At 41.3% G+C, this 24,700-nt stretch carries 23 protein-coding genes; 6 read left to right on the forward strand and 17 right to left on the reverse strand.

Annotation, left to right across the window (positions count from 1 at the left end):
- Position 1: 1 nt before the first annotated feature.
- From leuB to fabR, 14 genes are all read right to left on the reverse strand, one after another.
- Positions 2–1,078 carry a 3-isopropylmalate dehydrogenase gene (gene leuB, locus PVK79_RS00625; protein ID WP_182735445.1) on the reverse strand — a complete coding sequence of 359 codons (1,077 nt, stop codon included), beginning with the start codon at positions 1,076–1,078 and terminating at the stop codon, positions 2–4.
- Positions 1,075–2,628, reverse strand: a complete 1,554-nt coding sequence (gene leuA, locus PVK79_RS00630; protein WP_182778634.1) for a 2-isopropylmalate synthase — start codon at positions 2,626–2,628, stop codon at positions 1,075–1,077. The genes leuB and leuA overlap by 4 nt, the downstream gene beginning before the upstream one ends.
- Positions 2,629–3,063: 435 nt before the next feature.
- Positions 3,064–4,128, reverse strand: a complete 1,065-nt coding sequence (locus tag PVK79_RS00635; RefSeq protein WP_425607871.1) for a TolB-like translocation protein — start codon at positions 4,126–4,128, stop codon at positions 3,064–3,066.
- A gap of 97 nt (positions 4,129–4,225) precedes the next feature.
- The gene (locus PVK79_RS00640; protein WP_182758012.1) at positions 4,226–4,588 is read right to left on the reverse strand and encodes a hypothetical protein; all 363 of its coding nucleotides are present in this window, start codon (positions 4,586–4,588) and stop codon (positions 4,226–4,228) included.
- 1 nt (position 4,589) lies between these two features.
- Positions 4,590–5,207, reverse strand: a complete 618-nt coding sequence (locus PVK79_RS00645; RefSeq protein WP_182779348.1) for a peptidoglycan-binding domain-containing protein — start codon at positions 5,205–5,207, stop codon at positions 4,590–4,592.
- Positions 5,204–6,154: a hypothetical protein gene (locus PVK79_RS00650; protein ID WP_257325118.1), complete on the reverse strand. Its 951-nt coding sequence runs from the start codon at positions 6,152–6,154 to the stop codon at positions 5,204–5,206. The genes PVK79_RS00645 and PVK79_RS00650 overlap by 4 nt, the downstream gene beginning before the upstream one ends.
- A 17-nt stretch (positions 6,155–6,171) precedes the next feature.
- Entirely contained in the window at positions 6,172–6,852 is a 681-nt protein-coding gene (locus PVK79_RS00655; protein WP_257325119.1) for a hypothetical protein, read from the reverse strand.
- Between the two features lie 25 nt (positions 6,853–6,877).
- Positions 6,878–7,195: a hypothetical protein gene (locus tag PVK79_RS00660; protein ID WP_257325120.1), complete on the reverse strand. Its 318-nt coding sequence runs from the start codon at positions 7,193–7,195 to the stop codon at positions 6,878–6,880.
- Positions 7,196–7,291: 96 nt separating this feature from the next.
- Positions 7,292–11,983, reverse strand: coding sequence for an OmpA family protein (locus PVK79_RS00665; protein ID WP_257325121.1), 4,692 nt, complete (start codon positions 11,981–11,983; stop codon positions 7,292–7,294).
- Positions 11,984–11,985: 2 nt separating this feature from the next.
- Positions 11,986–13,056, reverse strand: a complete 1,071-nt coding sequence (locus tag PVK79_RS00670; RefSeq protein WP_425607872.1) for a TolB family protein — start codon at positions 13,054–13,056, stop codon at positions 11,986–11,988.
- A gap of 97 nt (positions 13,057–13,153) precedes the next feature.
- Positions 13,154–13,516, reverse strand: coding sequence for a hypothetical protein (locus PVK79_RS00675; protein WP_182735898.1), 363 nt, complete (start codon positions 13,514–13,516; stop codon positions 13,154–13,156).
- A gap of 1 nt (position 13,517) precedes the next feature.
- On the reverse strand, positions 13,518–14,174 hold the full coding sequence (locus tag PVK79_RS00680) for a PGRP and LysM peptidoglycan-binding domain-containing protein (protein ID WP_257325123.1): 657 nt from the start codon (positions 14,172–14,174) through the stop codon (positions 13,518–13,520).
- A gap of 49 nt (positions 14,175–14,223) precedes the next feature.
- Positions 14,224–15,402 carry a hypothetical protein gene (locus PVK79_RS00685; protein WP_257325124.1) on the reverse strand — a complete coding sequence of 393 codons (1,179 nt, stop codon included), beginning with the start codon at positions 15,400–15,402 and terminating at the stop codon, positions 14,224–14,226.
- Between the two features lie 106 nt (positions 15,403–15,508).
- The gene (gene fabR / locus PVK79_RS00690; RefSeq protein WP_145242416.1) at positions 15,509–16,132 is read right to left on the reverse strand and encodes an HTH-type transcriptional repressor FabR; all 624 of its coding nucleotides are present in this window, start codon (positions 16,130–16,132) and stop codon (positions 15,509–15,511) included.
- Between the two features lie 126 nt (positions 16,133–16,258).
- On the opposite strand from fabR, the gene PVK79_RS00695 reads away from it, so the two are divergent.
- Together PVK79_RS00695 and sthA are read left to right on the forward strand one after the other, a co-directional pair.
- Positions 16,259–17,392, forward strand: a complete 1,134-nt coding sequence (locus PVK79_RS00695; protein ID WP_145242414.1) for an acyl-CoA desaturase — start codon at positions 16,259–16,261, stop codon at positions 17,390–17,392.
- A 13-nt stretch (positions 17,393–17,405) separates the two neighbouring features.
- Positions 17,406–18,833, forward strand: coding sequence for a Si-specific NAD(P)(+) transhydrogenase (gene sthA, locus PVK79_RS00700; protein WP_257325125.1), 1,428 nt, complete (start codon positions 17,406–17,408; stop codon positions 18,831–18,833).
- Between the two features lie 85 nt (positions 18,834–18,918).
- Here sthA and hemE read toward each other — a convergent pair whose 3' ends face one another.
- Positions 18,919–19,983: a uroporphyrinogen decarboxylase gene (gene hemE, locus PVK79_RS00705; protein ID WP_257325126.1), complete on the reverse strand. Its 1,065-nt coding sequence runs from the start codon at positions 19,981–19,983 to the stop codon at positions 18,919–18,921.
- A 502-nt stretch (positions 19,984–20,485) separates the two neighbouring features.
- On the opposite strand from hemE, the gene rsd reads away from it, so the two are divergent.
- Complete coding sequence (gene rsd, locus PVK79_RS00710; protein WP_145242408.1) at positions 20,486–20,953, forward strand: sigma D regulator; 468 nt, start codon at positions 20,486–20,488, stop codon at positions 20,951–20,953.
- Positions 20,954–21,129: 176 nt separating this feature from the next.
- Positions 21,130–22,179 carry a S66 peptidase family protein gene (locus tag PVK79_RS00715; RefSeq protein ID WP_145242406.1) on the forward strand — a complete coding sequence of 350 codons (1,050 nt, stop codon included), beginning with the start codon at positions 21,130–21,132 and terminating at the stop codon, positions 22,177–22,179.
- A gap of 56 nt (positions 22,180–22,235) precedes the next feature.
- Here the strand turns inward: PVK79_RS00715 and fkpA are convergent, their stop codons facing one another.
- Positions 22,236–22,988 carry an FKBP-type peptidyl-prolyl cis-trans isomerase gene (gene fkpA / locus PVK79_RS00720; RefSeq protein ID WP_145242404.1) on the reverse strand — a complete coding sequence of 251 codons (753 nt, stop codon included), beginning with the start codon at positions 22,986–22,988 and terminating at the stop codon, positions 22,236–22,238.
- Positions 22,989–23,190: 202 nt separating this feature from the next.
- Between fkpA and PVK79_RS00725 the strand changes: the two genes are divergently transcribed.
- Positions 23,191–24,189 carry a WD40 repeat domain-containing protein gene (locus PVK79_RS00725; RefSeq protein WP_145242402.1) on the forward strand — a complete coding sequence of 333 codons (999 nt, stop codon included), beginning with the start codon at positions 23,191–23,193 and terminating at the stop codon, positions 24,187–24,189.
- Complete coding sequence (locus PVK79_RS00730; protein ID WP_145242400.1) at positions 24,176–24,391, forward strand: SlyX family protein; 216 nt, start codon at positions 24,176–24,178, stop codon at positions 24,389–24,391. Before PVK79_RS00725 ends, PVK79_RS00730 begins: the two co-directional genes overlap by 14 nt.
- A 13-nt stretch (positions 24,392–24,404) precedes the next feature.
- Here the strand turns inward: PVK79_RS00730 and PVK79_RS00735 are convergent, their stop codons facing one another.
- On the reverse strand, positions 24,405–24,608 hold the full coding sequence (locus PVK79_RS00735) for a YheV family putative zinc ribbon protein (protein ID WP_029216159.1): 204 nt from the start codon (positions 24,606–24,608) through the stop codon (positions 24,405–24,407).
- Between the last annotated feature and the right edge of the window lie 92 nt (positions 24,609–24,700).

The raw sequence follows: 24,700 nt of genomic DNA on the forward strand, positions 1-24,700 counted from the left end.
TTTATATACGAGCGACAATTGCTGCGGCAACGTCTTGCGTTGTATAACCTGCATTTGGGTAAATATCCGGTGTACCTACGCCTGCTTCGACCGCTTCGGCTACTGCTTTTTCAATGCTGCGCGCCGCTTCATCTTGGCCTAGTGAATAACGTAGCATTAACGCGGCACTTAAAATTTGTGCGATTGGGTTTGCAACCCCTTTGCCTGCAATATCAGGTGCCGAACCACCAGCAGGTTCATACATACCAAAGCCTGACTGATTTAAACTTGCCGATGGCAATAAGCCCATAGATCCGGTGATCATCGCGCATTCATCTGACAATATGTCACCAAATAAGTTATCACACAGTAACACATCAAACTGGCTAGGTTGTTTAACCAGTTGCATTGCCGCGTTATCAACGTAAATATAATCAAGGCTTACTTCTGGGAAGTCTTTGCTTACTTCGGTTACTACTTCGCGCCATAATACACTTGATGCTAATACGTTGGCTTTATCAACCGACGTTACATGGTTATTACGTAATTTTGCTGCTTCAAAGGCAAAACGTGCAATGCGTTCAATTTCTTTGCGTGAATAAGTTTGTGTATCAAATGCCACTTCTTCAGCCCCTTCGCCACTGCGGCCTTTTTCGCCAAAGTAAATACCGCCGGTTAATTCACGCACGCATAAGATATCAAAGCCTTTTTCGCTTATATCGGCACGTAATGGCGATGCAGCGCTCAGTGCTGGTAATAGTTGCGCTGGGCGTAAGTTACAAAATAAACCAAAGTGTTTACGTAGTGGCAAAAGTGATGCGCGCTCTGGTTGCTCATTGGCAGGAAGATGCTCCCACTTTGGACCGCCCACTGAACCAAACAAAATTGCATCGGCACTTTCACACGCTGCAAGGGTTTGATCGGGTAACGCTTTACCAAATTGATCAATCGCAGCGCCGCCAATGGCATGATGATGACGAGTTAAAGTAAAACCAAATTTACTGCTCACAGCATCCAATACCTGCTCTGCTGCTGCCATTACTTCTGGGCCGATACCGTCGCCTGCTAATACTGCAACGCTATAATTTGATTGACTCATCCTGCTTTCCTTTGTTGTTTTAAATCAGACACTTTTTGTGCACGATAAATTAAGTTATAAACGCGGATCATGGCGCGTACTGACGCCTCAACCACATCCGCGGCAATGCCCGCGCCGTGATAAGGGCGGCCATCGTATTTAGCTATTATATTTACTTCACCTAATGAACTGGCGCCTTCACCGGTCGCCTCTAGATTAAATTCAATCATTTCAACAGTCATACCCGTTAAACGTTCAATCGCTAAGAATGATGCCTCTACAGGGCCATTACCAGTGGCTGCTTCTTGTTTAGACTCACCATTAATCGTCATACCAATAGTTGAGCTTGCTACTGATTGCGAGTTAGACGTTGAGTTAACAAACTCTAATTGGTATTTGTCGTCTTTATCACTGATTTGGTTAAAATAAATCATCGCTTCAAGGTCATAGTCGTACACTGTACCTTTTTGATCTGCAAGGGTTAAGAAGCTTTCATATAGGCTATCCATATCGTAATCAGATTTTTGATAGCCTAATTCTTCAAGGCGGTGCTCAATAACATGACGACCCGAACGTGAGGTCATATTTAATTGGTTATTTGGTACGCCGACGCTTTCTGGTGACATAATTTCATAGGTATTTTGCGCTTTTAATACACCGTCTTGATGAATACCTGAACTGTGGGCAAAAGCATTCTCGCCAACAATCGCTTTGTTAGGTTGCACTGGCATATTACAAATTTTCGCCACTTGGCGTGAGGCGCGATAAATCTCTTCACTGCGAATATCGGTATACACTTTTAAGTGGTCTTGGCGCATCTTCATGATCATCGCCACTTCTTCAAGTGAACAGTTACCCGCACGCTCACCAATACCATTAATAGTACATTCGATTTGCCGTGCACCGGCTTGCACCGCTGCAACAGAATTGGCAACAGCCAAACCTAAATCATTATGACAATGTACACTTAACCGCGCTTTATCAATATTTGGCACGTTATTCATTAAATGGCGGATCATCGCCGCGTATTCGTCTGGCGTAACAAAACCAACTGTATCTGGTAAGTTGATGGTTGATGCACCAGCATTAATCGCCTGCTCAACAATTTTGCATAAATCCCAATGCGGTGTACGGCCTGCGTCTTCGCATGAAAATTCCACATCATCAGTATAATTACGGGCAAGCTTAATTGATTTAACCGCCATGGCTGTCGCATCATCTAAGCTCATACGTAGCTTGTGTTCTAAATGCAAAGGGCTGGTAGCAATAAAAGTATGAATTCGACTTTGTTGTGCTGTGCGAAGTGCTTCGCCACAGGCTTCAATATCTTTAGCAACAGCGCGTGCTAAACCACAAATAATAGGGCCTTTCACTTCTGTCGCTATACGTTGCACTGAACGAAAATCGGCAGGGCTCGAAACCGGAAAACCTACTTCCATCACATCCACATTTAGGCGGCTAATAGTATGTGCCAGCTGGATTTTATCTTCTTCAGTCAGGCTCGCTTTAAGCGCTTGCTCACCATCACGTAAAGTGGTGTCGAAAATCCATACTTTATCTTGTTCTTGCATAATCTACCCTTAATTCTCTGCTGCCCTGGATGCGAGATAAAAAAAACCCCGCGATATGCGGGGTTTTTTGTGTTTACTTAATGCAAATACACTAATCCCCGCTCACGTGCGCTTGCAGTAAGAGGTTCAGTTTTAATGTAATTAAATGAGTGTTTTGCATCGTCTTTACTAAATGTGTGTGTTCAGTGAGCCCTATTTTTAACACTTCAAAACTGCGCATGCAAGCATAATCTCACCTTTAAATGGAATGAAAAACCACAATAAAAGAAAATAAATTTCGTATAAAACCAACTTTACGGTTATATAATTCAAACCAAACCTAAAGCAACCATAATATACTTTACTTTATGGCCGATCCTGCTTAGATAAGTTTTCTATTTTAATTCCCACTGTTGTCTCCACTCTATTCAGATCCTTTGCTCATTTCATGCATAACTAGTTACCCTGTGCTTTTTGGTTGGTAATTGCTATAGGGTATATTGACCTCATTCCCCAAATTCTCATTTCTTTAGTACGCGTTACCTGTTGCTCACCTGTTAAAATATTGGTTCTAGTGATAATGCTATAAGTAACAGGCTTACCAAGCTCATCAACCTCGCCCATTGGGTTATAACCAAATTTAAGGGTGGCATTTTCATCCAGAGAAAAAATAACGCCATTACCTTCCCCTATTTCTGAGTGCTCTATTTCAGGGTTGGCAATATTCACCCAATGAAAATGCGCTTTTGGTCTGCCTTGAGTCATGAACGCCAAATATTTTCCATCCGGTGAAATACGGTGGTTTTTCATCTCCCACTCTTTTGGGAAACCAAAATCAACTTTGCGTACTACTTCACCATTAAACTTATGTATCCAAAAGCCGTCGTGCTTTATCGCTAAAAACTCTTTATCGCCTGGGAGTAAAAACAGCTCATCTGAATAAATTATTTTGCGCTGTGTAAGAGTGGCTGTTGATACCTGGTAGTTGTAATGTTTACCATCTGCATAAAAAATCACATTATCGCTATCTGAGGTCCAGTTAAATGAAGGATGCCCCCCCCCGCCTGACATGGTGATTAGTTTTTGTTCTTTGGTGTCGTAAAGCTGGCGTGTCGCTCTATCATTGATATAACCCGAAATAGCTATATAGCGGTTATCTGGGGAGCGGCTTGGTTTATGTAGCCCTACGGGTCTAAATTGCATAAACACTTCTTCAGGAATTATGCGGCGCCTGTCAGAGCCATCTAAACGAGATGACCACAGCGTGCGTACCTCACTGTATTTGTATTTATTCCAAAACATTAACCGCGGGGTTGAGAAGGTACCTGCATCGCCATACACCTCTTCACGTATTTCCATCGGCCACTCAGGGTGGTTTTTATGCTCTTTAGCCCATGGGTATTTAGCAACATCAACCTCTGCCTGCTCAGAGCCTTGTGAAGGTGGCTCTGAGCAACCGCTTAGCACTAAGCTGGCACAAAGAGAGAGCACGCAAAACATGCTGTATTTTTTAAAAAACATCAAAAACTATCCTTTTACTGAATGAGCCCATTTATTGGATTGCTGTAAACAAACTCATTATTTAAAACCTTTTATAATGAAGGCAAAATGAATGCACTTACCCTTCTGTTATCTCTGCCATTATTACCGTGTTTGGTGTTTGCTTGTTAAGCTCGCTGAATGGCACGTTATCAAATATATAGTAAGTAGGCTGGCCGTCGTTTGGGTCTTGTAATAAATCAAAATTGCCGCTTTGGGGTATGTCGGTAAATTCTATACGAACCCAGTTCCCCTCAGGCATTACACGTGATATGGGTTTTATTTGCTGCCAGTTATGTTGATTATTTACCAGCATGAGCTGTTCTTTAGCGTAATTTTTTGCATTAGTATCAACTTGATAAAAAAATACAAAAGCGGGCTTAACAATCGTTAACAGATTTATATTGTTAACTACCATTGGCATACTATGCGGGGCACTCATACTAACTCCCAAATACTTGCTGTAATTTTGCTTTGGTTTTAGGGCCAGGAATACCATCTACATCTAGCTCATGTTGGTACTGAAATTCTTTTACCCCAATGCGTGTTTTTTCTCCCATGACGCCATCAACCTTGCCGCAATTAAACCCCAACATATTACAACGTCCCTGCACGCCAGAAAGCGTGTCGATTGGATCTAGATTGCCTATTTGTACCGCAAAGCTTTTAGTTGGTGTGGTTTCGCCTGCTTTTAAATATAAATCGACGTTGCCAGTAAGTGCGTCGTTATTATTAAGCTCTACTTCGATAAGCCCATCACTTTGCAATACGGTATCTATTGTTTGGCTACCAATATTGAGTACTACGCGTTTGCCCGCTACATCATCGCCGTCGTCGTACGACACTTGCAGGCGAAAATATTCTTTTTCGTTTTGTACAACAAAGCTATTAATACTATTGGTGCGCAGCGGTATAAACTTTTCTTTTTTTGGTGGAATCGTGATTTTATCGCCCGGGTAAATTAAATTAGGATCGGGGCGTAGGGCTTTAAACTCTGCGTTGCTTGGGTGGTTGTAAAGCGCTTTAGATGCTCTAAAACCATCAGCCCTTACCTTATTCACACAGGGGGAATGGGTAAATTGTCTTTATCAAGCGGGATATCTGTATCGTTCTCTGATAAATGTGTTAACACCGCATTTAGCTGCTGCGCAAAGTCTTTTGGTTTTTCATCATCAAAAAATGTAAAGGGTTTGTCATTTGATTGCCACTGTTCATGCTGCGGCATTACATGCTCGCGGCCATATTCCATAAATTGGCAAATAAATGCCAATACTGGCTCGTACGCATCTTTGCCGTTGTAATAAGGATTATGACGAGGTTGCACCATAAAATTAGCCCATTGCATGTTGTTGTGTTTATCAAAACCACGTGTCTGAATACGCATCATTTGAAAGTCTTCATAAACCCGTAAATTTTTAAAGTGCTGGGCGCGTACTTTGCCTTTGTACCAGAGGTAAACAATTTGTTTATCACGATCAAACGCCATCGGCGCTTGACGCTTAAAACGAATAATAAAAAACAACAATAGTGGAATAGAAATAGCGTAAAAAACTAAAAATGAAATGTCTTTTTTAAGGCGATAAGTACCGCCAACTTCGGCAGTTGTATAATATCGATAATGCATATAATTACTTAATGATAGCTCTCCATTTTCATCTAACATCTCGAACCACATTCTGCGAACTTCGGGAATATCTGGTGATTTAAAATAATTATTACCAAGTTCTTTTTTATAAAAATCTATTTTTTTTTGTACAGACTCTTCTTTCTTACCCCAACCAGTATAGAAGTCATCAACATTCAAATGTACAGCAAATAAAATCATTAATAACAATGGGATCAGTCCCATATTACGGGCTTTCATTGAATTATTACTAAGCTTACAAAGATGCTCATCTACATACACTATCGGTGTTGGCGGCGGTGCCTCTTTAGTGAGTTGAAAGCTAAGCAGTGCTTTCAACTTATTTGCTAAAGGTACTGGGTAGTGGTGTTTAATCAAAGCCATTAATCTCAACAAATCCTTTATTCATTCTTGTCCACAGCTTTATTACTTTCTCGACTCTCGGCCCTACTTAAACGCATACTCATGCTCATATCCATCCCTGTAGATAAGGGTAAATTGTCTTTATCAAGTGGGATATCTGTATCGTTCTCTGATAAATGTGTTAACACCGCATTTAGCTGCTGCGCAAAATCTTTTGGTTTTTCATCATCAAAAAATGCAAAGGGTTTGTCATCTGATTGCCATTGCTCATGCTGCGGCATTACATGCTCGCGGCCATATTCCATAAATTGGCAAATAAACGCCAATACTGGCTCGTACGCATCTTTACCGTTGTAATAAGGGTTATGGCGCGGTTGCACCATAAAATTAGCCCAACGCATATCACCGCGCTTACCAAGGCTGCGCGTCTGAATACGCATCATTTGTGAATCTTCATGTATTCGTAGGTCTTTAAAATGTTGAGCGCGAACGTTGCCCTTATACCAGTGATAAACAATTTGCCGATTACGGTCAAACACCATCGGCGCTTGGCGTTTAAAAAAGATTAAAAAGTACAATAAGGGCGGAAGTGTCAGTATAATAAAGATGGACAAAATTATATCTCGCTTAAGGCGAAACGTACCGCCCACATCAGCGGTTTCATAATAGTGATAATGCATATAACGACTTAATGACATTTTGCCATTTTCATCAAACATATCGTAAAAACTTTTACTAACTGGTTCAACATTCGGGGATAAGAAATAATCTTCCCCATATTTTTTTATAAAAATCAACCATTTTCATCATACTCTCTTCCGTTGATTTCCACATAGAATAAAAACCAACTACCTGGTAAAACGCAATAAATGACACCATGAATAACATAGGGATAATGCCCATATTACGCGCTTTAATGGAGTTGTTGCTAAGCTTACAGACATTATCATCAACATAGGTGATCGGCGGTGGTGGCATCTCTGAGCTAGGCAATTTAAATGCCAGCAACGCTTTTATTTTATTGATTAATGGTACTGGGTAAATTGGTTTAATTAATGCCATAATATGCTGATATTTTAAAAGGTGAAGTAAGCTTAGGTAAAAGGGCTGTTCACAAAGAGTGCTTGGTTACAGCCCTGTAAGTACTAAGAAGTTAATTTACTCTTTAAAAGCCCCTAACGGCCTGACCTTCTTCTTTGTCGCATCTTCAACAAACCACTGTTTCACTTCACCTTCAGTCAACCCTTCCTCTGACAACCTTTTATACACTGCTTTTTGTGATGGGGTTGAATGCTCGCCATTTAGCTTTGCGGCTAATTCTTTTAAATCAGCTTCAGGTAATGTTTTACCCCAAGGCAAATCGCTATTTGTAGGGTTAGGCAATGGTAACTTTAACTGCAAACCATGGTTGCTGGTTTTATCAGTCGTCGAACCGATATCATTAAAGTTAAAACCAGAATTACCCGCAGAATTAAAGCTAGCGACGCCTAGCTCCATACTATACTCCCGGTCTTGTTGCTCAGTAAACAAATCACTAAACTGAGCTGTAAATATATCACCAAAAGGCCTTAAACCTTTAACGGTAACCCGTTTTGGCGACTCATACTTTAAACTAAAGTTCGCTGCAAAAACAAAAACCTGCTCTTCACCGGCAAATGCTTTAGCGTCTTTATTATGCCAATTAAGCAACGCTCGAGCTCGAGCCTGTTTACCTTTCTCGTTATAAGGGCCTGCGTTATTCAATAGTTCAATTAACTCTTCATACTCTGGGCCTACCTGCTCATCAATTTTGCACTGGTTGTCATCCCACATATCCTCAAATTGATAGTCATCGTCATGCCACGTATCCACCATTTTATTTAAAATACGCTCTGTTTTATAACCTTTATTTGCATTACGCGTTGCTTTGCCTAAATAGCACAGCTTTGACTTATACTGCGGGCCTTGGTCATTAATACCAATAGTCTGCTGCAGTATTAAATCACATGGCACACTACGCCAATCTAAACCAATTAATTTTTTGGTATAATTATCAGACTCTAGCTTTGTACAGGTGGCTACAACCATAATATCGACTTGGGTATTCCAATCAAAGTCATCAAATATTATGTCATCGCCAAACTGGCGTACTTTAAACCCTAAACTTTGTGCGGCAGCAAATTCACTCTCAAATAAACGGATTGAGCGCCCTTGCCTTTGTATTTTACTGGTCATTAAATAAGGCTTTCCTTCACCGCCAAAGCGCACCAAAATTCTAATGCTTTTTTCCCCCGCAAAAAGCTCTGGGTATACAAAGCTTGAGCTATTACTGGTTAAAAAGTCTTTTATTAATAGTGACTCTTCATTACCACCATTACGCTTTGTATTTAAATCAACATAAAACTCATTCGCCACAAACTTATTTTTTATGCCTAAGGCATAGAGGACCTCCGCAGTGTCAGACTCAAAAATCATCTCATCACTATTATCTTTACGTTCTCCCATTAACGGCAATACAACTCCAAGACTACTGCCAACTTGCGCACGAATGAAGTAACGCATGTCAGAAAAATTGTCATCTTGATAGTATTCAAGTGCAGAGTCGTGCATTAATGGGTAAAAGGCTTCTTCGTGCACCATAGGCTTGGTACCTAAATACGTTTTTGGCCCCAACTGAAAAAATGGTGTAAATACACAACCAAACTTTCCGGCAAAGTGCTTTTCACTCTCTAATAGCTCAGACTCGACAAGTGGCCTTACCAACTCTTTATAAGCAAGCTCGTTATTTTTCCCATCACAGCGCGTTACTTTAAAGGTAATAGGGGCAATACCGGTCATCGTATCGTTAAACACCACTAAAACACGAATAGGTGTGAATGGCGTTAAGCGCTTTAGTTTGTTGGCAATAATTGGCAACCATTTTTTTGACGTTGGGTCTTGATAATATATGGCGCTGTGATGATAACTTGCTTCACCATAGTCAGAAAATACCGGCTCAAAGGTGTTTGCAAAGCTTTCAAGGTATTTACTGCCTGCTTTTTCTTGTGTGCCAAAGGTATGAATAGGAAAGTAGTTTTGAAACTCAGCGGTAATATAGTTATGTTCACGCGCGAGTGTTGGCACCGCCATCATATAAAAGCCATACGGGTTAGACTGCGAGTGCATATAAAGTGCGTTTTGAGGGTCCTCTATCACAGTTTTACGTGCGGCTTTAGTTAACAGGCTGTAATTGTCACTAAACCCATAGAGCGCTTTTTTATCATTGCCTACGTTTTTCTTTTGACCTGCGATACTATCAATTAAAAACACCCAAAAGGTATCCATACGAATTGATGCACCGGGTAAATTAGGGAGCGCCCAGCTATCACCTAATAAAAAGTTTTCTATGTATTGTTTTACTTTATAACGCTCTAGGTTTTTGTAGTATTCGCTTTTATCTCCTTCACGCTGCGCCCTTAATAACAAGCCCATCAGGCCCGATATTGCCTCTGAGCGCAGTCTAAATTGCGCAGCCCACTGCGTACTTTGCTCTGTGCTTTCGCTCTCTTTAAATTCACTAAGCAGCTCATGCATCATCCCTTGGTTAGCAGCACATTCTTGGCCTAGGCGTTTATCTCTTTGAATTTCGGCATAATACTTTTTACAGGCGTTATCGAGCAGCACTTCATCCATTAAATTAGCAGCCGATGTAGCTATAGCACCACCCGCTTTTATTACTGCCACCGCTGCTGCAATAGGCGCGGTTGTCGGAATGAACGCCATCACACCCAAAGCAATGTTAATCATTTGCCACGCCATTTCATCGGCAGTTTCACCTACTTTTATGTCGTTAATCACGGTTAAATTACGAAAGCGCTCTAAGCTATCCATACCCTCGCGTGATGGGCAAACAGAAAGCTGGCTAATAGCATAAGCGGCAATATGTACACGGCGATTTTGCGCTCGGCTGGCTTCATCTTTATTATTTACAAGTGGCTGAGTATAACCCAGCCCTTGCACTTCAATACGCGCCTCATCAATACCAGCTTGAGTTACTAAAATATTTTTAACAGCATCGGCTCGTCGCTCAGATAGCGCCATATTATAATCGTAATGACCCAGATCGCAGGTATGGCCTGCCACTATAATTTTAAGCGATTTGTTTAGCTCAAACGCTTTTAAAACCGCTTCACTTTGCTGCAAGATAGCATCACGGTATTCATCGGTTACCTGCTCACTATTAAGTGCAAACTGTGCTTTAATTACCACATCTTTTACTATTTCTTTAGCACTTAAATGCTCAAAGTAATCGTTAGCAACCGTTTTATAATGCTGTTTAGATTGCGCTAAGTTAGGGATATTTGTACCAAATTGCTGCAACGTAGTTTGCCCGAGCGCTGCAATATTTATGGTTAAGTCAGCTATATTGAGTGCATTACCTGCTGCATCCATGGCTACTTTAGGAATACCAAGCCTGTTCGCTAAACTATTGTTATAACTTTCCATTGTAGCTGGTGTGTTCGCTGGTAAGCGCCACAGATTTTCTGCAAGTGCTTGCCGCCAACCGTCGGTTGTCATAGCAGCACGCGCACTGCGTAGCTTTTGCCACGCATCTTGCCCTTCTTGCATCGCAAATACAGAATCAAGGGTGGCTTGAATGGTTTTATCTTCTGTTTTATTTAAATGGGTATGAATTGCCTTGGCAATTTTACTGCCTAACACAAATTTACCATTGGTGGTAAAATTGCCGTTACTGGCACTGGCGGTTATATCAGTATTAATTAACCCGGCGGCGAGTTGTGCGCGGCCTTTTGCCACCGCCCAACCATGACAAAAGCTTTCATAGCCGCTAGCCATTCTTATCGGTTCATCGCTGACTTTAGCGCGGCCAATTTCTTTACCGTTTTCATCTTTAACACTAATATTTTTAGGGTCATAGGTGGCATGCTCGGTTTTTAAATCTTTCGCATAACTTATTAAGTGGCTATAAAAACGCGGAAATTGCTTTATTATTGCCTCTTCAACCGAAAGCGGGTCGCAATTAATTACATCAAACTCACCGGCTTCATTTTTTATATCAAAACGCACCATTTCGGCAAGTTCATAGTAATAATATGTGCCGTCAAATTGAATTGATTTAGCACACCATCGTGATTGTTGAGCCTCTAGTTTTTTTTCATTCAACCTCAATTTAATGCGGTACAACCCTTTGGGTAGCCTTTTATCAGTACCTGATATCACTGCTAAGTTAGTTTCAGGATCGAAAGTGGCAAATTTATCTTCACCCACTAGCGGTGACAAAACAATATTTTCACCTGGAGAAAGGAGTGGTGCATTTGGATTGATACTTAATATAATCGCTCGGGTTTTTGCCAGTATATAAGCTTGGATACTTTGTACGTTCTTCTGAGCTATTTCTTTTGCATACCACTTATTGTAAGTGTCGTCTTCGCTATTCTCTGTTGGCTGTTTTAAATTGGTAATCGGGACTGTTCGTAGCTCTAATAACGGCGTATTTGAGCTCCTGTAATTTTTTAAATTATCAACAAACTCTTTCGCCCATCCACTAGGGTTATTATTTGCAATGAGCCCTATAGACTCCATTGGCGGAATAATAATAGGCCGTTGATTATTATTGGCAGTGTATGCATGAAACGGCTGGCGTACCTCTAACGACTCACTGTTTATTGTCGATAAAATACCAGCACTATTTGTTTTTAATACAATAGGCTTTTTTGTATCGTAAGTGGCTGACTCAGGCTGCTCGGCCACCACGATTCGGTTTGCTACCGGGGTTAATTTACCAACCGGTTTATTGTTTTCAACATAACCAGTTAATAAATACACTATTGGGCTGGCACTTCCTTTGCTCATATCATGCATTTTATGCATTATTATCGTCCTTGTACTGCTAAGTTTGTAACTGCTATTGGACCTAATGTATCAAGACCCCAAATACCATTTTCTTTTACTATCGCCTCAGCTTGCTCACCGGTCACTATATTCTTTGTTCTTATGATACGCTTTGAAGGATAGAAACCATTTTTACCACGCTCTTTTGAAAATTTTGCTACAAACTCCAACTGATAATCCTCTTCTGGAGAAAAAATAACGCCATTACCTTCCCCTATTTCTGAATGCTTAACCTCAGGGTTGGCAATATTCACCCAATGAAAATGCGCTTTTGGTCTGCCTTGAGTCATGAACGCCAAATATTTTCCATCAGGTGAAATACGGTGGTTTTTCATCTCCCACTCTTTTGGGAAACCAAAATTCACTTTACGCACTACTTCACCATCAAACTTATGTATCCAAAAGCCATCGTGCTTTACCGCTAAAAACTCTTTATCGCCTGGGAGTAAAAAAGCAGCGCCACTGTGGTGAATTTGTGGTCGTGGGGTTAACTCGCCTGTTGGAACATGGTAATTAAAGTTTTTGCCATCTGAGTAAAAAATTACATTTTTACTGTCTGACGTCCAATTAAACCACGGGTAGCCACCACCACCACCTGACATGGTGATTAGCTTTTTCTCTTTAGTGTCGTATAACTGGCGCGTCGCTCGGTCATTTATATAACCCGAAATAGCGATATAACGGTTATCTGGTGAGCGAGATGGTGGATGCAATCCCGCAGGTTCCAACTGGGTAAAAATTTCTTCAGGAATTATGCGACGCCTGTCAGAGCCATCTAAACGAGATGACCACAGCGTGCGTACCTCACTGTATTTGTATTTATTCCAAAACATTAACCGCGGGGTTGAGAAGGTATCTGCATCGCCATACACCTCTTCACGTATTTCCATCGGCCACTCAGGGTGGTTTTTATGCTCTTTAGCCCATGGGTATTTAGCAACATCAACCTCTGCCTGCTCAGAGCCTTGTGAAGATGGCTCTGAGCAACCGCCTAGTACCAAGCTGGCACAAAGAGAGAGCACGCAAAACATGCTGTATTTTTTAAAAAACATCAAAAACTATCCTTTTACTGAATGAGCCCATTTATTGGATTGCTGTAAACAAACTCATTATTTAAAACCTTTTATAATGAAGGCAAAATGAATGCACTTACCCTTCTGTTATCTCTGCCATTATTACCGTGTTTGGTGTTTGCTTGTTAAGCTCGCTGAATGGCACGTTATCAAATATATAGTAACTAGGCTGGCCGTCGTTTGGGTCTTGTAATAAATCAAAATTGCCGCTTTGGGGTATGTCGGTAAATTCTATACGGACCCAATCTCCCTTAGGCATTACACGTGAAATTGGCTTTATTTGCTGCCAGTTATGTTGATTATTTACCAACACAAGCTGCTCTTTAGCGTAATTTTTTGCATTTGTGTCAACTTGATAAAAAAATACAAAAGCGGGCTTAACAATCGTTAACAGATTTATATTGTTAACTACCATTGCCATACTGTACGGGGTACTCATACTAACTCCCAAATACTTGTTGTAATTTTGCTTTGGTTTTAGGGCCTGGTATGCCGTCTATGTCGAGATCGTGCTCGTACTGAAATTCCTTTACACCAATGCGAGTTTTTTGACCCATGACGCCATCAACCTTGCCGCAATTAAACCCCAACATATTACAACGTCCCTGCACGCCAGAAAGCGTGTCGATTGGATCTAGATTGCCTATTTGTACCGCAAAGCTTTTAGTTGGTGTGGTTTCGCCTGCTTTTAAATATAAATCGACGTTGCCAGTAAGGGCGTCGTTATTATTAAGCTCTACTTCGATAAGCCCATCACTTTGCAATACGGTATCGATTGTTTGGCTGCCGATATTAAGCACAACACGTTTACCGGTAATATCATCGCCATCGTCATACGATACTTGCAAGCGAAAATATTCTTTTTCGTTTTGTACAACAAACGTATTTAGGCTATTGGCGCGCAGCGGCATAAACTTTTCTTTTTTAGGTGGTATGGTAATAACGTCACCGGGGTAAATTAAGTTTGGATCAGGGCGCAGCGCTCTAAACTCAGCATTACTGGGGTGGTTATACAAGGCGGTTGAGGTTTTATAACCATATTCGCGTGCTATGCGTAGCAGTGTTTCGCCTTGTGCGACGGTGTGTTGTTGTGTCATTGAAATATCCTTATCCCTAAATATAAATATCGCCAGAGCAAGTCTACGTTTAGGTGATGTTGCCTACTGACCAATCGTGATCGGCGAGTTCAAAAAAGCTGACTTTGGCGTTTTCAAAATCAGGGCCTGATACGTTGGCGTAGCCGTTTTTATCGAGCTGTCCGGTGATAACATGGCCGTTACGTAAGCGAATTTTGTACCCCATATTCGCTTGCGGCTCGCCTACTTCATCACGCAATTCAATTTCGTAGCCTAACCCGGGCTGTTCAACGGTAAAGGTAGTGGTATCTACTGCGCCGCTGGCAGTGACAATAACGTTATAAAGTCCGGGCTTTACAGCAAAAAAATGCTGCCAAAATGAGACTTCGTCAGGGCGTTTTTTCTCAAGTTGTAAGGTTACTTGCCCGCTGGTTGGCCCTTGCCACTTAATAACCACGCTGCGGCTGTTGCTGCTTGAGCCTTCAATATTGAGCTTCCAGCCATCGGGCACGCGTAAGCTAGTGCCGGGTTTGGCTGGTTTGCGGTTACTAAAGCCTAGGTTGTAGTCGTAAATCAAATTGGCATTTTTATAGCCGGTATATTGCTCGGCGAGCTGCTCTACAGTTTCACTTGCTTGTAAAAGATGGTTTGAAAAATTTTGCCTAACTTGATGCGACGCTTTTAGCAATACAGTACTTTGCAAAGCGGGCTTATATATACATACTGCGGGTAAGTGAACTTCAACAACTGTTGGCTTTAAAGCACGGCTATTTTGCTGCATTGATTGCGCAATATACTTTGCTTGCCCTTCGCCATACTGGCTATTGAGTAGCGCTGGATTTGCTAAGAAGTTTGCTTGGTTGGAGTCACTTAAAAAATGCTCCGAAGCCGAATAATCAGGTGCGGCATTAGCTCCACCGGATGACGAAAACTTAGTGGTACTCACAGGATCTTTTGGATAAACAGCTAAGCCTTGCGCGGTATTTTTATAGGTGTTGTAGCTGACTTTTCGCCATGTTTTTTCATTTGCCCAAAATTGGCTGCGGGGATCATCACGTAGCCGTGCGGCTTGGCGTTTATCAATTACACCATACTGATTATCTTGAATAAGCCGTTGTAGTTTTTTCGGTAATAAAAAGAATTCAGCTCGCCTGACGTACGCAAACGTTACAACAGGTTCGGTTGCTTCATCTTTTATTTCATCAAAAATATGGGCATGTTTAAAGTTCACCGCGTCCTTGGTGAGCATGTGCATCCTCGCTTTCTCTAATGCAGAGATTTAATTTTCTGAGTATAAACTTTAGCTTGCAATAATAAAGAAATAGGAACAAAAAATCTACAAGCATTTATGCTGATTATTCACTCGTGTTTTTATTCTCTCGCACATAATTACTAGCGCCACGCGTTATATAACGTAATTGCCAAATTAAACGATCGACTAACTCTTCTCGTTGTTGCCCTTCTATGTCTAATGCTTCAGCACCGGCATTAAATACTAGCGTGACCATAGCCTCTGCTTGAATATACGCATGAGTTGCATCGCACGGGGTTTCGCTTTCAAGATAATGAGCAAGCTCTAAAATAAAGTGTTTAATTTCACGGGCTACAGCGGCACGAAATGCTTTAGAGGTGCCGGAGCGTTCACGCAGTAATAATCTGAATTGATTACTGGAGTTATCAATAAACTCCATAAAAGTAACAATCGAGGTGGTGATAATGCTACCGCCACTGGCTATACGGCGGCGCGCTTGGCGCATTAGCTGGCGCAGCGTTAAACCGGCTTCATCAACCATGGTTAAACCCAGTTCATTCATGTCTTTAAAGTGGCGGTAAAATGAGGTTGGTGCTATACCTGCTTCACGGGCAACTTCACGTAAACTTAAATTAGAAAAGCTATGATCGGCGCTTAATTGGTTAAATGCCGCTTCAATTAAAGCTTGTCGTGTTTTTTGTTTCTGTTGCGCGCGAACACCCGACATGAACTACTCCTGATTTAATTTAAATCAATTTATGGTGATTTTTATCTTAATTCTCCAGTCTAATACTTGACGGCAAGAGAATGAAATATTATTTTAGCTTACAAGTGTACGCTCAGATTTGAAAAGATGAAAAAACCACCGATTATTTGGACCAATGTCCTATTTTTTAGTATTACTTTTTTGGCTGCTGCCACATTAGTGCCTTGGTATGGGTTTACCCATGGCTTTACCAGTAGTCATTGGATCGCATTTGTTGCTTGTATGTTTTATGCTGGTATGTCAATTACCGCAGGCTACCATCGCTTATGGGCCCATAAAACTTACGACGCTCATCCTGTTGTAGAAGCCTTTTTTGCTTTAGGTGGTGCTTTTGCACTACAAAATAGTGCGCTGCACTGGAGCAGCGATCACCGCGTTCATCATGGCCAAGTTGATGACCCTGTAAAAGACCCTTATGCAGCAACTAATGGCTTTTGGTATAGCCACATAGGTTGGATGTTACGCGATTACCAAGGCGACAGTTATGGTGATTATAGTAATTGTCGTGATTTACAACGCAATAAAATAGTGATGTGGCAACACCGTCATTATATGAAATTAGTATTAGCAACTAATATTGGTATCCCTGCCTTGCTGGGTTTAATAATTGGTGATGTAATTGGCATGCTGTTGTTAGCTGGATTGTTGCGTTTGGTATTGAGCCAGCATTTCACCTTTTTTATTAATTCGGTGGCGCATATCTGGGGCTCTCGACCTTACACCGAAAAAAACACTGCTCGTGATAACGGGGTACTAGCCTTGTTTACTTATGGCGAGGGTTACCATAACTTTCATCATATTTTTGCCAGTGATTATCGCAATGGCATAAAATGGTTTCATTATGATCCCACAAAATGGATGATCCGCGCTTTTGCGGCTGTTGGACTTGCTAAAAAATTAAAACGTACGCCGGTTGAGCGCATCGAAAAAGCCAAAGCCGAAACGTTAATGAATAGAACGCAAAACCGTTTAGCGAAATTGCCTTTAGCGCAAGATAAGCTTACATTATTGCAGCAAGAGTACGATTTATTGCTGAAAAAGCTACAACACTTTTGCGCACTAAAAAAGCAAGTTTTAGAAGTTAAAAAGAATAACATGCTGCAACAATGCGAAAAATCAGCTTTAATGACACAATATCATGAGTTGGAAGCAGCCTGGGAAAATCAAAAGCAGGCGTGGCTTGCACTCAATGCGAGGTTATTAAAAGCCTCTTTTAGTTAATGTAGGAGTGGCTGTGGCCAAACAACAAGTAAAGCAAGAACAACCATCATTTCAATATGATGCAATTATTATAGGCACAGGTCCTGGCGGTGAAGGTACCGCCATGAACCTGTCTAAAAGCAACAAAAAAGTGGCCGTTATCGAACGCCAAGCTTCCGTTGGTGGTGGTTGCGTACATTGGGGTACTATCCCTTCAAAAGCACTACGTCACTCTGTTAGCCGCTACATAGAATACAAAGCAAACCCATTGTTTAATGTGGGTGAGCGCCCTAGTAGGTTAACGTTTCCTGATATTTTGCGCCACGCCAGCTCGGTTATTTCTAAGCAATCAAATTTACGCAGTAGCTTTTACGACCGTAATCGTATTCATATGTTTCAAGGTGATGCTAGCTTTGTTGATAAGCACACAATTGAAATTAAACGTCTTGATGGGTCAACCGAACGACTAACTGCTAAAACCATTGTTATTGCTACAGGTTCTCGCCCTTATCGCCCACCTGAAGTCGACTTTACCCATTCTCGTATTTACGACAGCGATACTATTTTAGGCCTAGAGCATGACCCTCATCGTGTACTTATTTACGGCGCTGGTGTTATTGGTTGTGAGTATGCGTCTATTTTTAAAGGTTTAGGTGCAAAAGTCGATTTAGTTAATACTCGCGACCGCTTACTCGCCTTTATGGATGCTGAAATCTCAGATGCTTTAAGCTATCACTTTTGGAATAGCGGCATTGTGATCCGCCATAACGAAGAGTTTGACCGCATTGAAACCCGTGATGATTGCGTTGTTATGCATTTAAAATCAGGAAAACGCGTTAAAGCTGACTGTATTTTATTTGCCAATGGTCGCACCGGCAACACTGACGGACTTAATCTTGAAGCGGTTGGTTTAAAAGCTGATGGCCGCGGGCAGTTAAAAGTTAATGAAACTTACCAAACTGAGGTCGATAACATTTATGCCGTTGGTGATGTCATTGGCTACCCAAGTCTTGCTAGTGCAGCGTTTGATCAGGGTCGAATTGCTGCCGATGCAATTGCCTGTGGTAATTGCGATGAAAAACTAATTATTGATATTCCGGCAGGTATTTATACCATCCCTGAAATGAGCTCAGTAGGTAAAACAGAGCAGCAGTTAACCGCCGCGAAAATCCCTTATGAAGTCGGCAGAGCTCAATTTAAACATTTAGCGCGAGCACAGATTGCTGGTACCGAAGTGGGTAGTTTAAAAATATTATTCCACACTGAAACCAAAGAAGTACTGGGTGTGCATTGTTTTGGCGAGCGTGCCTCTGAAATCGTGCACATTGGCCAAGCCATTATGGAACAAAAAAATGGCGGCAATAATATTGATTACTTTGTAAATACCACCTTTAACTACCCAACTATGGCTGAAGCCTATCGTGTTGCGGCGTTAAATGGTTTGAATCGACTGTTTAAATAAACACGTTGAGACAGCTAATAAAAAGCCCGCTTACTGATAAGCGGGCTTTTTTGATTATAAATGACAGTGTTTGTTACAGCGGCAGTTACTTATGATATTGCGCACTAAACTCATGTACGGCATTAATAAATACACCCGCGTTTTCAGGATCAACATCAGGCGTAATACCATGGCCTAAGTTAAATACATGACCTTCACCTGTGCCAAAATCTTCAAGGATAGTCGCTACTTCTTGGCGAATACGATCTGGTGTGCCATGTAACATTGCTGGATCCATATTACCTTGCAGAGCTACTTTGTCGCCGACACGGCGCTTAGCATCGCTAATATTAATTGTCCAATCGAGACCAATTGCATCACAACCCGTTGCTGCTATCGCTTCAATCCATTGACCACCATTTTTAGTAAATAACGTAACGGGCACTTTGCGGCCATCGTATTCACGAATTAAACCATCAACGATTTTGTGCATGTACTGCAATGAGAACTCTTTATAATCACGCGGGCTCAATACACCGCCCCATGAGTCAAACACCATTAGAGACTGCGCACCGGCTTTAATTTGTGCATTTAAGTAATCGATCACTGAATCAGCAAGCTTATCAAGTAACAAATGCAGTGTTTTTGGCTCAGCAAACGCCATTTTTTTGATTTTACCAAAGGTCTTGCTGCTCCCGCCTTCAACCATATAAGTAGCAAGTGTCCAAGGTGAACCCGAGAAACCAATTAGCGGTACTTCGCCTTTTAGTTCACGACGGATCGTGCTTACGGCATTCATAACATAACCAAGCTCATCTGTTGGATCGAGCTTTGGAATTTTTTGTACATCAGCAAGTGATGAAATTGGACGCTCAAATTTAGGACCTTCACCGGTTTCAAAATACAAACCTAAGCCCATCGCATCTGGAATCGTTAAAATATCACTAAATAAAATAGCGGCATCTAATGGGTAACGACGCAGCGGCTGTAATGTTACTTCACAAGCGAGCTCAGCATTTTTACACAGGCTCATAAAATCGCCCGCTTGTGCACGAGTTGCGCGGTATTCTGGTAAGTAACGCCCTGCTTGGCGCATCATCCATACCGGAGTCACATCAACTGGCTGTTTTTGTAGTGCACGTAAATAACGGTCGTTTTTTAATTCGCTCATAGCGTAAAGGATCCTAAAGCTGATAGATATTGCGCAGATTGTATCACCATATCGCACACCTCTCTATCGCTATGGCACTAATTAACCTTAGTATTGATACAGATTAATAATCTATTTTAAGATGCTTGCTTGGTACAAAATTAATACAACAAACAATAACATTTGAAATTTTTTATTAATATGTTTGCAACATAGTAAAAACCTTGGTATAACTTGTCCCGCGTTAACAATAAAAACAATAAAAATTACATAACAATAAAAATAAAAATCTTCTAATAACAATAAGAAAGCTTGTTTAAACAAGTCATGGAAAAAGAAATTAACCACCTTTATGGTGGTTTTTTCTTGCCTGAAACAATATAAACGATTTGTATTTTATTAAAAAAACTGTTTATATATCATATAGTTCTTGTTTTATTACAAAATTATAAAAAAAATGTGTTGATCTTTGCGGCATATTTCATTGTTATAGAAGAAACCAACCCAGCTAAGGAGAATGATAATGCTGACGCGTTTGGAAAAAGCTCAACAAAAATGGGGTGGTAGCCACACCGTGATCGACAAATGGCTCTCAGAACGCCAAGAACTATTAGTTTTATATTGTCGTATTGCTGGCTTTTCACCGTATGATAAAAAAGACCATGCCTTACCTGACCAATTACAGATCCAAAATTTTTGCCAACTATTGATGGATTATTTATCTGCTGGTCACTTTGAAGTGTATGACGACATTGCCAAGGCATGTGAGCAAAAAGGCCCTAACAGCCAGCAGCTTGCCAATGAACTTTATCCACGAATTTCGCAAACTACTGACATTGCACTTGATTTTAATGATAAATATGCAGAGGTGGATAAAGAAGATTTACTCAATGATTTTGATGACGACTTATCAAAACTTGGTGAAACACTTGAGCTGCGTTTTGAGTTAGAAGATGAGTTGATTGATAATTTATATTCTAATCACACCTAGATAATACACACAATTATTACGTTACAAGGAGCTAAGCTCCTTGTTTGCTGTTTACTTTAAGTCTTTTCTTACCCATCTATAAATTTAATATTCCCATAACACCCCATAAAATTGAAATTTATATTTCAATGATGTAATTATAGCCTTATTGTGCATTAAAACTACACAGGCTCGCCATGAATAAACGTACATTTTTGAAATCTGTATCACTCCTCAGTGCAGGGTTACTCGCAGGCAATAGCGCTCAAGCAGCTAACCTATCAAGTCAAACTGCACTAAGTTTAAAAAAGCCGAACGCCTTACCAAGCAGAGGCACAATTGGTGTAGCTAGCCCATCAGCAGCAACAGCAAATCAAAAAGACATTATTTTAGCTAAGCAAGTAATTGAAGCACTTGGTTATAATGCTAAGTTAGCACCTAATATTATGGCTAGACGTGGCCACCTTGCGGGCACTGATACACAACGTGCAGACGATCTTAATGCGCTGTTTAACGACAGCAGTGTTGATGCTATTTTTTGCTTACGAGGTGGCTCTGGGGCGGCACGTATTTTACCCCTACTGGATTATGCAATGATCCGTGCTAACGCCAAACCGCTGATGGGCTACTCAGATATCACCGCACTTCATAACGCGTTACTAGCTAAAGCCGGTATTGTTAGTTTTCATGGACCTAACGCCTCTAGTGATTGGAATCCATTTCATGTTAAACAATTTAAACAAATGTTTGAGCAACAAACCCGCATGCACTTTAGCAACTTGCCAAAAGCCGAGGATGAATTGGTTAATAGCCAATACCTCACCCAAACCATCACACCAGGTAAAGCGACTGGACAACTTATCGGCGGTAATTTAACTGTACTAACAGCGCTGGCTGGCTCAACTTATTTACCACAATTTGACGGGGCTATTTTATTTTTAGAAGACATTGATGAAGCACCTTATCGGATTGACCGCATGCTCAGCACTTTAAAACTAATGGGTGCACTGGACAAAATAGCGGGGTTTGTATTTGGTGACTGTAACGATTGCAGCCCGGGAAATGGCTATGGCTCATTGACGCTAGATGAAATTTTTGCAGATTATATAAAACCGCTGGCTATCCCTGCCTACCGAGGGGCGATGATTGGCCATATAAAACGACAGTTCATATTACCGGTCGGTACGCAAATCGAACTCAATGCTGATACAGGTACGTTGACTATGAAAGAAACCGCCTTTAGCTAAGATTTTAGCAACAAAAAAAGGGGCTAATTAGCCCCCTTCTCGCACAGAATAAATAATTACTCTGCAGCTGCTGCTTGCTCTTCATTTTGAATTTCAAGTAATTCAACTTCAAAAACAAGTGTTGAGTTAGCTGGGATCTTACCTAAGTCACGATCGCCGTATGCTAGTTCTGCTGGAATAGTAAACTTATACTTAGAACCTACAGGCATAAGTTGTAAACCTTCAGTCCAACCAGCGATTACGCGGTTAAGTGGGAAAGTCGTTGGTTCGTTACGAGCATACGAACTATCAAATTCAGTACCGTCAAGTAGTGTGCCTTTGTAGTGTACTTTAACTACGTCAGTTGCTACTGGCATTTCACCATCACCTTGAGTGATCACTTCGTACTGTAGGCCTGATTCAGTTACTGTTACGCCTTCTTTCTTAGCGTTATCAGCTAGGTATTTTTCACCTTCAGCTTGGCTTTTTTCAGCTTCTACTTTGGCATGTTGCTCTTGCTTAGTACGTACTGACGTATCAAGTGCAGTTAATACTTCACGAATTTTCTCTTCGTCAATTTTTGCGTCGCCAGCAAGGGCATCTTCAAAACCACGAATTAATAATGCTTGGTCAAGCTCAATGCCTAACTCTTTTTTATCAGCTAAATCTTTATTTAAAAAGTTACCAACAGATGCACCAATACCGTATGCTTGTTGTTGTACTTCAGTTTCAAGTTTAACAGGTGCTTGTTCTTGTTTTGCTTCTTGATTACAAGCTGTTAGCGCTAAAACTGACGCTGCAATCAATGACAATTTAATCGTCTTTTTCATTTTAAATCTCCGACACACTTTGCAGATGTCATTTATTGTATTATTACTAGTTAAAGGTTAACGGCCCATGGTAGGCTACTTATCTAATTTCTGATTGTAGGCTATACGCTCACTTTCACGTTAATTAGATAAACAACCTAGGCTTTCACGAGCCCTAGTCTAACCTCTCAATCACTAAGAGTTAAGGGGAAATAGCTGTAATATGTCGATATTTCGTACTTTTTTGTATCTTCTGTGCTGCACCTTGCTGATTGCCTGCTCAGAACAAAAAGACCAAGCCACTGCAAGCTATGAGCATGCAGCCAGAGGCGCGTTCGCCTCCGCAATATCTCATGATGGCAAATACAGCCTGATCTCATCTATACACCATGGGGTCGCCCTATGGGATAATCAACAGCAAGTACTAAAATACCAATGGTTTCAGCAACAAGACGCCGATAGCCTAGTACATACCGTGGCTATCGCTTATGACAACAGCCACGCTGTTACCGCTGAAAAAACCACTTTTGCAGTATGGGATATTGCCACTGGCAAAAATACCGGCTACTACAAAATAAAAACCGCCACTATTCGTGATATCGCCATTAGTAACCAAGGCCGCAGTGTTTTGTACGGTCGTAGCGATGGCGTTGTTGTTTACCTCGACTTAGAGACCGGTAGACGCATTGAGTTCCTTGGCCACCAAGAAAAAATTAACGCAGTTGCTTTATCGCCCAACGGAAATTTTGCTCTCAGTGGCTCCAATGATTATGCGGCGTACTTTTGGGATACTCGTTCCGGACAAGTGATCCATCGCTTTAACCATCCAAGTCGTGTCACCCAAGTGACCTTAGATCCGCAAGGTCGCTATGCATTTACCGCAGACAGTATGACACAAGCACATGTATGGCAGCTGACAACAGGTGATCTTGTTAGTAAACTGCAGTATATTGCCCGCCAGAGAATTTTCACTGCGGTACGCTTTAATGAAGCAGGCACCTTGCTGGCAACAGGCTCACCTAACCGCTTAGTGGACCTATGGCAATTATCCAGTGGTGAACAAATTCAAAGTTGGCATGTAACACCGCGAGAAGGCAGTAGACCAAAATCAGCAGTGGTACTTGATGTCGCTTTTACTGACAACGATACTGCGTTGTTAACCGAAAGCTCCAGTGGGATCGCTGAGCGCTTTACTAGACGAGAAAAAAATGAACACAATTGAACATCGCTTAACAGAACTTGAAGCCAAAGTGGCTTTTCAAGACGAAACGATTGAAATTTTAAATGATGAAATAAAAGTGCACCAGCAGCTGTTGGCAAAAATGAAGCGCCAAACAGAGCTACTGGCTGAAAAAATTAAAGAGTCGCAATCATCATCTATGATGATGTCAGACACGCCAGAGCCTCCGCCGCCACACTATTGATGGTTGCGGGCGCTTAATCGCCCGGTTTAAACACGCCAATGACTTGTTCAAATTGGCGTGTTGATGCCTGAACAGCCTGCTCTGGCTGTGCCATTTTATGGCCGCACTGCATGCATTCGACTTTCTCTACATCGTGCTCTTTGTAAAGCATCATCATATCCATGGTTTTACACTCTGGACAGGTTGCCCCAGCAATAAATCGTTTTTTCTGTTTCACTACGTTTTCCCACAGTTTGAAAAGAAACTTGCTACATTTTAACCCAATAACTACCCAGTTGATACGCTGACGATTGAAATATAGTCCAGCTT

Source organism: Pseudoalteromonas rhizosphaerae (assembly GCF_028885455.1).
Lineage (GTDB): Bacteria > Pseudomonadota > Gammaproteobacteria > Enterobacterales > Alteromonadaceae > Pseudoalteromonas > Pseudoalteromonas rhizosphaerae.